Origin of the sequence: Clostridium sp. KNHs205, assembly GCF_000702945.1 — a bacterium.
Classification (GTDB): domain Bacteria; phylum Bacillota; class Clostridia; order Lachnospirales; family Lachnospiraceae; genus Anaerocolumna.
Map to the genome: position 1 here is coordinate 2,333,109 of NZ_JNLE01000003.1, position 14,421 is coordinate 2,347,529.

The window sequence follows — 14,421 nt, forward strand, 5'->3', positions numbered from 1 at the left end:
AAGGCAGAATGGAGATTAGCATGGAAAATAAATATCAATCTTTGCTAGGGGAGGCTTCAGTTAGCAAATTAATATGGAAAATGTCAATTCCTTCAATCATAGGAGTGATGGCTTATAATATATATAACATCATTGATACGATTTATGTAGCAAAAGGTGTGGGAACGAATGCTGCCGGAGGCTTAGCAGTTTCATTTCCTCTATTTTTGTTTTTATCCGCAGTAACAACAACCTTAGGCAGCGGAGCTGCATCTGTTATGTCCAGAGCATTTGGTGAAAAGGATTATGAAAAAGCAAATAAAACTGCAGCAAATACAATCGGATTATTTTATTTCATTGCTATTCTTGTTACAATTTTTGGTCTGATATTTTTGAATCAGCTACTCTATGCGATGGGGGTTATGGATTCACTTTTGCCGTATGCCAAGAGCTATACCAGAATTATTTTAATCGGAGCTGTAACGAGTACAGCTTTTTCGAGTCTGATCCGAGCAGAGGGCAGTAGTAAATATGCTATGTATGTATGGGTAATCCCGATGCTTACGAATATTATTCTGGATCCGGTATTCATCTTTGGTTTCCAAATGGGAGTTTCAGGAGCGGCAGTTGCTACAGTTATCGCGCAATGTGTTTCAGTAGTAATGAGTATTTATTACTTCTTCCTATCAGGAAAGAGTTCGTTGAAAATTAAATTGAGACATTTTATACCGAATGGTAAAATACTGCAGGAGATAGTTTTCATTGGAATGCCATCCTTCGTTCAAATGTTTGGATATAGTATTTCTATTATTATCATAAATCAGATATTAAAAAAATACGGAGGGGATTTATCCATAAGTACTTATGGAATCGTTAGTAAGATTAATACATTTTTGATTATTCCAATGAATGGGATTCTACAAGGAATTCAACCGATTATTGGTTATAATTACGGGGCGCAAAAGAAACAAAGAGTGTGGGAAACCATTAAAAGAGCCTCTTTTATAACAGGAATATATGGAGCTGTTATTTCTCTTTCATTAATTGTACTGGCAGAACCGATTATGTATATCTTTACATCCGATCCAGCGGTAATCCGTATGGGCAGCTATATTTTAAAAATTATTAACATAGGAATTTTATTCAGCGGTATACAATCCATACAGTCGACCTATTTTCAGGCAGTGGGGAAGAAGCTGGCTTCCCTCATATTATCCCTGTGTAATTATATTCTATGTTTTATACCTGTTACCTTAATCATGTCCGGCATATATGAGTTAAATGGAGTATGGTATTCTTTTCCCATATCAACTATTATGTCATTATTCATATCAACTATATTTCTTATTAATTCATTAAGAAAGGAACTATATGAAAGTGGAGAAATTACTACAGATAATGAATAAGCAGGATGAAACACATGTTTATAAGGTGGATAGTGCTCTAATTGAAGTTATGGAAAATGAGTTTGTTATGACAAATGTCTTAAGAGGATATTTAAACTATTTACAGAAAAACAAAACAACAGACTGGCGCATGTATAAAAATAATATTAACGAGCTCCTTAGTCAACATGATGTATTAATAAAGAAGACGAATGGCTTTGAAATTAGTAAGCATACACCTGATTTTGCTATGTATTTACATAAGCATACTTATTTTGAAATAGATTATGTCTATCAAGGAAGCTGTAAATATTATATTGACAATGTGAATAATTTTTTTCAGCTGAATGAAAAAGAAATGTGTATTGTAAATCCTAACATTGTCCACGGAATCAAAATAGAAAGCAAAGAAGACATTGTATTTAAATTATTTTTGCCGGTAGATACCATTAATTTTAATATATTTAAGGATTTGGATCATGAGCGTATACTGAAAAAATTTTTTGTTAACTCAATTAGTAAAAATTCATTGTATTCCGCTTATATTATTATAGATACAAAATCAAACGAAGAATTGGATTCCATTATGTTTCATTTGTTTTCGGAGTATTTTTATAAAAACCTGATGTGGGAACAAGTATATAAGAATTATTTATCTTTACTTTTATTAGGGCTGATGAGAATAGAGGAAAGTAACTATCAAATGGTAGCGGAAAAGATGAACGATGATTTTATCATGACACGTATTATAAATTGTATCCAGAAAAACTATCAGTTTATAACATTAAAGGATTTAGCAAAAGACTTCCATTTTCATGAGAATTATTTAAGTAGAAAAATCAAAAATGTAACGAATAAAAGCTTTAAAGAGCTGTTAGTCCAATCTCGTCTGCAGGAAGCGGAAAGACTCTTGACTAATACAAATCTGTCAATATTTGAAATCTCAATTAAAATAGGATATACCAAACCAAGTTATTTTTATAAGCTATTTAAGGAACATTATAATATGACGCCAATGGAATATAGAAGTAAAATTTAATATGAAATATCCAAAAACCAATAGGATAGTGAATCAAAAAATTATTATTTTGAATGTATAACGATATTTGTTTGTTTATAATAAAGGTATGTCATAAACCTTGGAGCCAGTATGAAGATAAAGTTTGAAAAATACGGTATAAGAACCAGAATACTGATATTATTTACAGCATTGGTGATTATACCTTTTTTTATATTAATCATTGTCGTATTTTCTGTCTTTCAACAGTATGCCCGGAAAAGTTACGGTGATAGTATGGTTGATACTTTGACAGCAGTCACAACGCAGGTAAAGGCATCTATGGAAAAATATGAGGAAAGTACCATGTCCTTTTATTATAATGGTGGTGTAGAGAAATTGTCAGGAGCTATAAGTCAAACGGATAAAAAGGCAATAGAAGATAATCTTTCGGCAATTTGCTACTCTTATAACGGAATCATGTCCTCCTATCTTGTATCAGCAGGAAGAGTATACCACAGTTATCAAACGTATTCCAATCTGCTGGAGGAGATGGAGCAGTACCAAAGTAAGATCATAAAAGACGGAGGTAGCTGCAGTTGGTACCCTACCAGTAGATTATTCGGTAAAGCAAATACGAATCACTATGTTATGGCCAGGTCCCTAAACAGCAGTACGAAAAAGAATGTTGGAATTCTCTATTTAGTAGTCAATGATAAAATGATAGCAGATGCACTGAAGCAATTAAATATGGAGGATTCCGTTAAATACCTTGTTGATAAGGACGGTATGATATTATACAGTTCTGATACTTCCAGGTTTGGAAAGAAATTCGATACGAAACAGCTCATACAGGAAGAAGTAAGCGGTTATCGTATCGGTAAAATTGGCGGGCAGGAGACGTTAATAGCATCCTATCATCTTTTTGAAACGGATTGGTATTTTATTAGCACAATCAGAGAAATGGATATGATGAAACTTATTTCTCCATTACAAAGAAGTTATGTTTATATCTCAATCGTTTATTTTCTGTTTCTTTTTATAATGCTTCTTACACTCCAAAAATATGTTTTCCGACCTTTAGGTGTCTTAAAGAGTTCCATGGATCAGTTTGCTTTAGGAAACCTGAATATTCAGATGCCGGATATTGCCATAGGAGAATTATCAAGTTTATCAAAACATTTTAATAATATGACCTCCAAAATTAAAAATCTGATGGTTAAAAATGAGAATGAAGTAAGAGAAAAGAACAATTTTAAAATGCAGTCTTTGGTAGCACAGCTGACACCTCATTTTATATATAATTCCTTAAACACAATCAGATGGATTGCAGTTATCAATAAACAGGATAACATTCAAAAACTTACAGATTCCTTGATTCAGATATTGATGAATGCTGCAAAGGTTGACGACCTTAATTATACAATAGCGGATGAATTGGAATTAATCAAAAGCTATGCGGTTATACAGAAAGCCAGATTCATGAATTTTGATTTGGAGATAGAGACAGAGGAAGCGGTACTGCATTATAAAATTCATAAATTTTTGATTCAGCCAATTGTTGAAAATGCCATTATACACGGACTAGGAAGAGGCAGCAGCATTCATGGCATGATTAGAATAAGGATTTGGGCCGGTGAAGAATTAAAAATTGTAGTTGAGGATAATGGAGTTGGTATGAATGTAAAAGAATGGAGGGATAGTAATAAAAAAACGAAAAATCATACGAATATAGGATTAAAAAATATAGAACAAATTATTACTCTGGAATATGGTGAAAAATACGGTATTCAGGTTAATAGTACAATTGGACAGGGAACAATAGTAGAATATACATTACCAATTATCAGAAGGTGAAAAGATATGATTCGGTTAATAATTGTAGATGACGAAGTCCTTGCAAGAATAGGAATAAAATCCTTCCTTGAGGGGAAAGAGGACATAACGATAGGAGGAGTATTCAGCCAGGCTTCAGAAGCCCTGGATTACTTAAGGACAAATCCCACAAATATTGTAATTACAGATATTGAGATGTCAGACATGAATGGACTTGAATTTATCAGGGATATTAGAAAAAATAATCTGGCACAAGGAATTATCATACTAAGCTGCCATGATAACTTTGAATATGCCAGGGAAGCTATTTCTCTGGGGACGGACAGTTATCTTTTAAAGCACAGTGTGGATGAAAAGAGTTTAATAGATGAAATATATAAAGTCCATACCAAAATCGCAAGTAATACATCCCGTAAAATTATTAAGAAAGAAAATAATCTGGAAAAAATGGTGGATCAAGCTGGAATTTATATGGTGGGTGTATTGAAGTTTCACAAATCCTATCTGGGTGAGGAGATACCCTTGAGTGGGCAGGTGGAAGAAAACATGCTGGTACACCTGCTGGAGGAAATAGTAAATCAGTATCATATGGGAACCCTGTTTGCTCCTTACAAAAAAGATATGTTTATTATATTTCGATTTGAAACTGATACAAAACCGTCTGAACGTGAAAATATGATTTTTGAATATGTCTCGGAGTTAAAGAAAAACGTAGAGCAATATGTAAATAAATCCTTAATCATGGGGGTTAGTCAGGAGCTGACAGATTCCAGGGATATTCCGATTTGCTATAAAAATGCTGTTGCAGCTGCGGAATTAAGTTATTATGATGAAAAAAACTTTTTATTTAAATATAGCATTGTAAATTCTACAGTAACCCCTAAACTTCATTTTACACCTGAGAATTTTTTGGATGATGAAGGAATTGAAAATTTTATGGAGGAATTGCAAATCTTCCTGAAAAGCTGTAAAAAGAACAGTGTGCGGGTAAATGTTTTAAATGATATTCTTATTCATGAAGTAAATACTCTTGTTTATAAAGTCTTAAACCAATACCGGTTTAGCGAAGAGGTGATGAGTAAATGGAATTCTGTCTATCAGTTTATTCCTGCTGTCATGTATGCGGAAAATGTGGACATACTAAAAAACAATCTTAAAAAGGTTATAGCACGATTTCAGGAGGAGTTATTGTATCAGCTTCGTAAAGATGAATTTTCTGAAATATTTCATTTTATTGAAAGTAATCTGTCAGAAAAACTGTCGCTGTCTGAAATTGCAAATATGAATTGTATGAGCATACCTTCTTTTTGCAAGAAATTCAAAGAAAGAACCGGTATGACACTGGTACAATATATAAATCAGCAGAAAATAGAGAGAGTAAAAGCATATTTGAATGACCGCCGGTATTCCCTGGGACAGATTGCGGAAATAACCGGATTTTCAAATGAAAATTATATGATCCGGGTGTTTAAAAAGGTTACCGGACATACGGTAAAGGATTATCGTTCCGATATTGATGAGATATAATTTTGAATGTCCAATATGATTTTTAACCTATAAAAAATTAACCTATACTGAAATATAAATATTTGAATGAAAGAAAGAAGTCTGTTAATGGAATTGACTGCTTTCTTTTTTTATAATAATACTGTAAATAAAATTTACGCAATGTAAAGGAGAGGAAAGTTATGAAATTAAGAAAAGTTGTAGCAATGTTCACTCTAGTGGCTATGATGGGTACTTTATTTGTCGGATGCAGTAATAAGGCGGCATCAGATAAAAATGAGGGAAATACGGTTTCAGAGGAATCAAACGGTGGGGATAAGGGAACTGATGGAGAGGGCCAACAGAAGATATCAGGTACAATAACCATATTCGAACATGAGTATAGTTATGAAGATAGTTTGAAAGAAGTGATTGAAGGGTTTAATAAATTGTATCCAAATGTAGATGTGAAATATGAAATTAAGGCCGGACAGGAATATTACAGTATATTATCGACCGCTATCCAATCAGGTGACGGACCCGATCTTTTCTGGACGAATGGTACAGCTACCAGCAATATGGCTGATTATGTATCAAATGGTGTGTGTTATGATTTAACCAATGCGGTAGACTACAGCCTGTATGATGAAAGCGCAATGAATCTTACAAAAGTGGATGGAAAATCTTATTCTATTCCATGGCTTACACTGGATACCAGAGCAGTATATTATAATAAAGACCTGTTTAATGAAAATGGATGGAAGATTCCTGAAACCTTCAGTGAATTCGAGAAACTGTTAGGAACGATAAAAACTGCAGGATATACACCAATCTCATTATGCGCAGCCGATCCATACTGTCTCTTGTTTGCTTTTGAACCGATACTTGCAGCCTACGACGTTGACTATACGAAAGGTTTGGCTGATAATTCCGTTTCGGCTACGGACAAGCCGGTAAAGGACGTTTTAGATCTTATGCTTGGATGGGCAGATAAAGGATATTTCGGAGATAACTGGCTGGGAGTTGCTGATAATAATGCTCAGATACTTGGATTTACTTCTGGGAAAGCAGCAATGAATATAGCTGGTTCCTGGGATGCTGCTACCATAAGCCAAAATAATCCGGATCTGAATTTCGGTGCATTTGTTATTCCGACAGAAGATGGAACAACAGGTCTTGTCGGAACTCCTGCAAATGGGTTTTCTGTAAATGCTGCTTCAAAAAATCTGGATGCTGCCGTTGCCTTTGCAAATTATTGTGCATCATTGGAAGCACAGAAAATCTGGGTACAGTCCCAGGGAGCCGTTTCTGCAAGCCCGGAAATCGAGGCATCCTCTGAAATAGCAAAAGAGATAAGCAGTTATGGTAATGGAAACATATATAGAAGCTGGCAGAATGTATTAAGTACTAATTCAACTGATGGGAAAGCCGCAAATATTTTCAGTAATGATTTTCCGGTAGTTTTTTCTAAACTTTTATCAGTTGATGACTTCTTAAAGGAAATAAGCGAAGTAATGCAATAAATTAAAATATTTTAGGACTGTATTTAAAGGGCTGTTGCAAAAATGTAACACATGTGCTGTTATATGCAACAGCCCTTTATTAGGAGGTTTTTATGAATAATAAAAGAAAACACTTACTGTTTATCGCTCCGGGCTTTATTTTTTATACATTGTTTATCATTGCACCGGTAATTTATGTAATATATTTAAGTTTCTTTGAATGGTCGGGTTTTGGTGAAATGAAATTCAATGGTCTTGGGAATTTTATAACGTTGTTTACGGACGCAAGAATTGCACCTACATTTTTACACGCAGTACTGAATAATTTGAAATATCTTTTGTGCGTTTGGTTAATCATAACGCCTTTTCAATATATATTGGCATATTTGTTTTATATTAAAATTCCTTTTTTCAGATATACAAAGTTTATGGTGTTTTTACCTTATGTAATCAGCTCAACCATCGTCAGTTTTTTTGCAACACTGATATTCGATCCTAATATAGGATATTTAAATCACTTCTTATCAGGAATTGGAATGTCTGATTTGCAGGGTGCCTGGTTTGGGGATCCCAAATGGGCTTTCAAATTAATGATAGCAATGATTATCTGGCAGGGTGCCGGTTCCGGTATTATGATTTTTTATTCGAACATGATGGATATTCCACAGGATATTATGGAAGCCTGCAGGATTGATGGATGTACGGAGCCACAGAGATTTATGTATATTCTGCTTCCGATGACACTTCCCTCCTGTGCATCCATAATAACAATGAGTACCATCTGGGCTCTGGCAATTTTTGATATGCCTTTTATTTTAGGAGGTGCAACCGGCGGTGTCGGCGGTTCTCTGGATTTTGTCAATCTGGTATTTTACCGGTATACCTTCGGCAGCGCATTTAATGGACAATCAAACCTTGGATTCGGAGCGTCCATATGCGTAATAATGTTTGTGGTTATGCTTTTGGTTACTTCAGTACAGAATAAAATACTTTCCAAATTTGAATATGAAAATTAGGAGGCACCTTTATGAGAAAAAAAGAAACGAAACATGAAATTCTGTCTCCGGCAGCGAAGACCGTCCGATGGATTATATCTATCATATTAATTCTTTATACTTGTTTTACTATTTTTGTGATTGGAGTTACTCTATTAGATTCCTTTAAGTCGAAAAGTGATTTGGTCACCAATTTTACAGGGTGGCCGAAAAAATTTCTAATGGATAGTTACATTACAATTTTATTTAAGAATAATTTTTTTCTATATTTTAAAAATAGCTTGATATTAACCTTATTTGGAACTGTAGGTTGTATACTGCTCTCTTCTATGGCGGCTTATGGAATAGCAAGATATCAATTTAAGGGGAAAGCTTTTATCACCAGTTATTTTTTAGTAGGATTGATGGTACCGGTTCAGGTAAGTGTCCTTCCGATTTTTCTGATGTTAAAAAAGGTTGGTCTGCTAAACCATCTTATGGGATTAATCCTTATATATATTTCTGGTATATCCATGTCATGTTTCATATTCCAGAAGTTTTTTAAGACTATTCCGGTTGCACTGGAAGAATCTGCAAGGCTGGACGGTGCAGGAGATTTTAAAATTTTCTTCAGGATAATTTATCCTATCAGTAAACCTGTACTCTTTACAATGGCACTGATTACGGGGATTGGACAATGGAATGATTTTTACATGCCTATGGTATTTTTAGGCGGCGAAAATGTAAAGTCGTTAACCTTAGCAATCTATCAATACATCGGTCAGTTTACCAGATATATGAACGAATCAATGGCTGCAGTTGTTATTACCTTAATTCCTATCATTATCATTTATTTTCTCTTCTCAACGCAGATTGTGGAAGGATTGACCGGTGGTGCAGTAAAAGGATAACTAATTTTAGTCCATGGGGTATCTAAGATTTATCTATATAGTAATGGATTAAAAAAGAAAGTGAGCGAAAACATTGTTTAATATTGATAAAATGAATTGGATTTGGGTTCCTGGTTGGAATGCTGAGGATAAAGAAATTCCCAAAATCGTTTATTTCAGAAAAAAAATAAAAATAGATAAGGTACCATCAGAATTAAAAATAAACATCTCTGCTGATTCCAGGTATAAACTGTATATAAATAAGCAATTGATTGAAATTGGTCCCAGTAAAGGAGATCGATTAATATGGTATTATGATACGGTTGATATAGCACCGTATTTAAATGAAGGGATTAACATACTGGCTGTCATTGTTCTCCGTTATCCGTTAGATCATAGGAAAGGAAATCATGGGATATATAGAACGGAAACACCGGGATTATTTCTTAACGGAGAGTACCGTGAGGAAAATGGAGAAATCGTTAATTTATCCTCAAATCAGACTTGGAAATGCCATAAAGAAACAAATATAGAGATTATTTCTGAATCGTCTGTTTTTGCTCCTCTTCAGATTTTGGAAGAAGCTACAGGAAATAAGGATTCCTTCGATTGGATGAGTAAAGATTTCTGCGACCTGAATTGGGAGAATGCTGTCATATATGATTCTTCTGCAATAAGTAAAGCCGTAAGTCCGGGAAATTTAACGGCTAGGACAATTCCATATATGAATAAAATTCCGAGAAAATTTAAAGGTATTACTGTTATCAGACAGTCGGAATCAGATGAAAAAACCTGGAATCGCATGTTGTATGGCATGGGAGGTGTTGCAGTAAAAGCTAATACAGAAGAGATTATTGAAATCAATGCCGGGGAATTAATGACAGGTTTTCTGAAGCTGGCTGTGACAGGGGGTTCCGGTGCAACAATTCAGATATTGCAGTCAGAAGGATATGTACAGCCGGAAACATTTGAGAACTTACAATCTGATTTACCCAAAAAGGCAGACCGAATGGATGTAAAAAATGGCCATCTGCATGGTTTTACAGATACGTATAAAGTATTAGGTCTTGGAAAAAAGGAGCAGGCAGAGGTTTATGAGCCGTTCTGGTTCCGAACATTCCGCTTTATTCAATTAAAAATAAAGACATACAAAGAACCTTTATCAATTGAAAGCTTTGATTATTTAGAAACAGGATATCCTTTAGAAGTAAAGACCTGGGTAAAAACTTCTGATGAATCCTTGGCTAAAATTTGGGATATTAGTGAGAGAACACTAAGGAGATGTATGCATGAAACTTATGAAGACTGTCCATTTTATGAACAGCTTCAATATGCTATGGATACCCGGTCTCAAATACTATATACTTTTATGGTATCCGCTGATGACAGACTGGCACGTAAATGCTATGATGATTTTAAGCGGTCACAAAGATATGACGGTATGATTAACTGTTCCTATCCCAATTATGGACCCAATATTATACCAGGTTTTTCAATTTATTATATCCTTATGCTATATGATCATATGATGTATTTTGGAGATGAAAAATTAATTAAATATCATATGCCTACCGTTGACGGAATTCTTAATTATTTCGACAGAACTCTCACAGAGGAAGGCCTTGTTGGTAAAAATGGAGGTTTGAATTTAAAAGATGCTTATTGGTCTTTTATTGATTGGACCACACAATGGAAGGAGACAACAGGAGTTCCCAGAGCCATATTGGATGGTCCTATAACAATGGAAAGTTTTCTATATGCAATGGGACTGTCACATGCAGCAAAATTAGCTTCTTTTATTGGTAGGAATGGAATGGCAGAGGAATATAATGAACGGGCCGGAAAAGTGATTAATGCAGTAAAGACTTACTGTATGGGTACCAATGGTATGATTCAGGATGGACCAGGAATAGAGGAATATAGCCAGCATTGTCAGGTATTTGCTGTCTTGACAGATACGCTGGATATAGAAACAGGAAGTAAAAATATAATTGAGACGCTTAATCATAAACAGAATTATGCGCAGTGCTCAGTAGCAATGGCATTTTATTTATATCGTGCCTTAGAAAAAGTCGGGTTGTATGAATATACAGATGGGCTATGGGATTTGTGGCGTGATATGTATAAAAGGAACCTGACTACATGTGTGGAGGATGGTTTAGAAGAACGAAGTGATTGCCATGCCTGGGGAGCCCTGGCTCTCTATGAGCTTCCGGCAGCAGTTCTTGGAGTGCGTCCGGCAGCACCGGGATTTAAAGAGATAGAGATTAAACCGGTAGCCGGTTATCTTGATTGGGCAGAAGGTGAAGTTTTTACACCAGGGGGAATTGTAAAGGTTAAATGGAAAAAGGTTGACCAAAACATTGTAATCGATTATGAATTAAGACAGGACAACAGTTCAGTAAATTATAATAAATCCAATAAAATTTATCTATAAAATTGAGGTGTTCAATTTATTTTTTCACGAATTATTATAATTTTGATATACAAATTGTACAAGGTGGTAATTGGTTAGAAATAAGAATATGCTTGCAGTTTTAAAAAGGGCTTATGCAAAACAGATAAAGAACTGTTTTGCATAAGCCCTTTTTGCAGTTTGCGGATTAATACTATAACAGAATAAAATAGCACTCTTATGAAATAGGAAAGATGGATGAAGCATATTTAGTGAAAGAAAATAGCATAAGATATTTTATTTAAAAACAATATTACAATTAATATAACAATATTACAATACTGTCTTGAGACGACGGTATAAACTATATATAAAACAGAATAAGACAGGGAGGATGAAAAATAAATTTTTCAACCGCAAGTTTGTGCTTGCGCACCACAAACTTGGTATGCGCAAGAATAGAGGTTAGGTTGAAAAAACAAGAGCAGTTTTTTCAACCTCCTGATTTGCATGTGTGCTAAAGCACACAGATGGGAGTGAATATGAAAAATATAACAAGGAAGATTACGGAACTGACATTGGAAGAAAAAGCTTCCCTTCTTGAGGGGACAAAATCTTGGAACACCAATGAAGTTCCAAGACTTAAGATACCACCCCTATTTCTTACAGATGGTCCTCATGGTTTGCGAAAAGTCAGGAAGGCAACGGGAGGTTTTGGAGTTTCTGACAATGAACACTCCACCGCTTTTCCTACCTCAGCAACGGTTGCCTCTTCCTGGAATACAGAAAATATTTACCGTATGGGTAGAGCTATTGCAGTAGAATGTGCGGCAGCTAAAGTAAATGTATTGCTTGCACCAGGGGTAAACATAAAGAGAAGTCCCCTCTGCGGCAGGAATTTTGAATACTTTTCAGAGGACCCCCTTGTGTCCGGTGCCTTTGGAGCGGCTTTTGTAAATGGAGTGCAAAGTATGGGAGTCGGCTGCAGTGTAAAACATTTTGCAGCCAACTCCAATGAGAATTACCGTTTTATCGGAGATAGCATAGTAGATGAAAGGGCATTCAGAGAAATCTATCTGAGAGCTTTTGAAAGAGTAGTGAAAGAAGCAAAACCCTATACTCTCATGTGCTCCTATAACCAGGTTAACGGTACCTTTGCTTCACAGAATAAGCTGCTGCTGACGGATATTCTAAGGGGGGAGTGGGAATTCGACGGTCTGGTAATGACAGATTGGGGTGCTACCTGTAACCGGGTGGAAGGTGTTCTCGCAGGCTGTGATTTAGATATGCCGGGTGATGTATATTATAATAAAAATTCTATTGTTGAAGCTGTCCAAAAAGGTGAAATACCCATGGAAAACCTGGATCTTGCAGTAAACAGAGTCTTGAATCTGATAGAGAAATGCAAGGAGAGTGAACCGGCTGCTTATGACTTTTTAAAAGAAAATGCAGTTTTGTCCTGTGACATTGCCAAGGATAGCGCTGTACTGTTGAAAAACGATGGACTACTCCCTCTAACAGGAAAAGAGAAACTGTTGATAGTGGGGGAAATGTTTGAGAAAATGCGTTACCAGGGAGCGGGTTCTTCACTTATTAATCCGCCGGAGGTTATAACCCCCCAAAATGCTTTTGACAAAAGAGGAATTTCCTACACCTATAAAAAGGGTTACAGATGCTTTTATACTGAACGCAGCAAAGAATTAGAACAAGCCGCACTTCATGCGGCAGACAACGCGGATACAGTGTTGTTTTTCGGAGGTCTTACAGACTTTGAGGAGAGCGAAGGTTTTGACAGAGAGCACTTAAGAATGGGAGCCAATCAGGCGGAATTGCTAAAGGCTCTCATAGCAGCCGGAAAAAAAGTTATTCTTATTCTATATGCAGGAGCGCCTGTGGAACTTCCTTTTTATGACGGGTTATCAGCCTTGCTGAATATGTATCTGCCCGGCATGTACGGAGGAGAAGCTACAGCTGCGCTGCTGTATGGTGAGACGACACCTTCCGGTAAGCTTGCTGAAAGCTGGACATTGAGTGTTCAGGATACAAGCTGTTCTGCGGATTACAACCTCGGACCGGTATCCAGGTATTATGAAAGCATCTATGTAGGGTACCGCTATTATGACAAGGCTGGAACAAAGCTTCGTTTTCCATTCGGTTACGGATTATCCTATACGACTTTTCAGTATGAGAAAATAAAAATAGAAGAAGATAACAGGAAAGTAACTGTTCATGCTGATATTACCAACAATGGAAATATAGCTGGGTCTGAAATTGTACAGCTATATGTTAAAAACAATAGCAGTAAGGTTTTTAAAGCAGAAAAAGAACTGCGCGGTTTTACTAAGGTGTTTTTACAGCCGGGAGAGACAAAAGCAATAGAGATATGCTTTGACAAAAAGGACTTATCCTATTGGAATGTTAAAAAGCACTGCTGGATACTGGAAAATGGAAACTATGAAATCCTCCTTGCAGCCTCTTCTGCTGATATCAGGCTTAGGGCAGAGCTTACGGTAAAGGAAGGAACAGAAGAGGAATCACCTTATGCAAAAGATGTAGAAGCAGCCTATCACATACCGCCTAAGGAAATACCGGGATGTTTTAATAAGCTTACGGGTGTGGAGCAAACGGATGTGCCTTTTGGCAGTACTTTGACACTGGAATCTTCGTTAAAGGAATTTAAACGAACTTTCATGGGGAAGTTTCTTTATAAGGCTGTTATGGGGGTTATTCAAAAGGAGTATAAAAAAGCACTGAAAATGCCAGATTCCCTGGAACGTGATACAAGACTTAAAAATTCCTATTTTGTTGTAAGAATGATGCCGTCTAATTCCCTGCGTTCCATGTGTATGTCCTCAAGCGGTCAGTTTACCTACAATATCGCAGCTGGATTTGTCGAAATGGCAAATGGTCATTTTTTACGCGGATTAAAGATGTTTCTAAAAAGCAATAAGAAGAACAAGTCAAGCTAGAATATTCGG

General features: G+C 35.8%; 9 protein-coding genes. All 9 read left to right on the forward strand.

Annotation, left to right across the window (positions count from 1 at the left end; all coding sequences use genetic code 11):
* The first annotated feature begins 20 nt into the window (after window positions 1-20).
* The 9 genes from BR73_RS0110045 (at window position 21) to BR73_RS0110085 (ending at window position 14,412) form a co-directional block, all read left to right on the forward strand.
* Entirely contained in the window at window positions 21-1,385 is a 1,365-nt protein-coding gene (locus BR73_RS0110045; protein ID WP_051685384.1) for an MATE family efflux transporter, read from the forward strand.
* Window positions 1,351-2,403 (forward strand): helix-turn-helix domain-containing protein, encoded by a 1,053-nt coding sequence (locus tag BR73_RS0110050; RefSeq protein ID WP_033165418.1) that lies wholly within the window; start codon window positions 1,351-1,353, stop codon window positions 2,401-2,403. The genes BR73_RS0110045 and BR73_RS0110050 overlap by 35 nt, the downstream gene beginning before the upstream one ends.
* Window positions 2,404-2,514: 111 nt before the next feature.
* Window positions 2,515-4,218: a sensor histidine kinase gene (locus BR73_RS0110055; protein ID WP_033165419.1), complete on the forward strand. Its 1,704-nt coding sequence runs from the start codon at window positions 2,515-2,517 to the stop codon at window positions 4,216-4,218.
* A 6-nt stretch (window positions 4,219-4,224) separates the two neighbouring features.
* On the forward strand, window positions 4,225-5,724 hold the full coding sequence (locus BR73_RS0110060) for a response regulator (protein WP_033165420.1): 1,500 nt from the start codon (window positions 4,225-4,227) through the stop codon (window positions 5,722-5,724).
* A gap of 161 nt (window positions 5,725-5,885) precedes the next feature.
* The gene (locus BR73_RS0110065; RefSeq protein WP_033165421.1) at window positions 5,886-7,205 is read left to right on the forward strand and encodes an extracellular solute-binding protein; all 1,320 of its coding nucleotides are present in this window, start codon (window positions 5,886-5,888) and stop codon (window positions 7,203-7,205) included.
* A gap of 92 nt (window positions 7,206-7,297) precedes the next feature.
* Window positions 7,298-8,200 (forward strand): sugar ABC transporter permease, encoded by a 903-nt coding sequence (locus BR73_RS0110070; protein ID WP_033165422.1) that lies wholly within the window; start codon window positions 7,298-7,300, stop codon window positions 8,198-8,200.
* Window positions 8,201-8,211: 11 nt separating this feature from the next.
* Window positions 8,212-9,069, forward strand: coding sequence for a carbohydrate ABC transporter permease (locus tag BR73_RS0110075; RefSeq protein WP_033165423.1), 858 nt, complete (start codon window positions 8,212-8,214; stop codon window positions 9,067-9,069).
* 73 nt (window positions 9,070-9,142) lie between these two features.
* Window positions 9,143-11,485, forward strand: coding sequence for an alpha-L-rhamnosidase C-terminal domain-containing protein (locus BR73_RS0110080; protein WP_242860653.1), 2,343 nt, complete (start codon window positions 9,143-9,145; stop codon window positions 11,483-11,485).
* Window positions 11,486-11,985: 500 nt separating this feature from the next.
* Window positions 11,986-14,412, forward strand: coding sequence for a glycoside hydrolase family 3 N-terminal domain-containing protein (locus BR73_RS0110085; RefSeq protein WP_033165424.1), 2,427 nt, complete (start codon window positions 11,986-11,988; stop codon window positions 14,410-14,412).
* Window positions 14,413-14,421 lie beyond the last annotated feature (9 nt).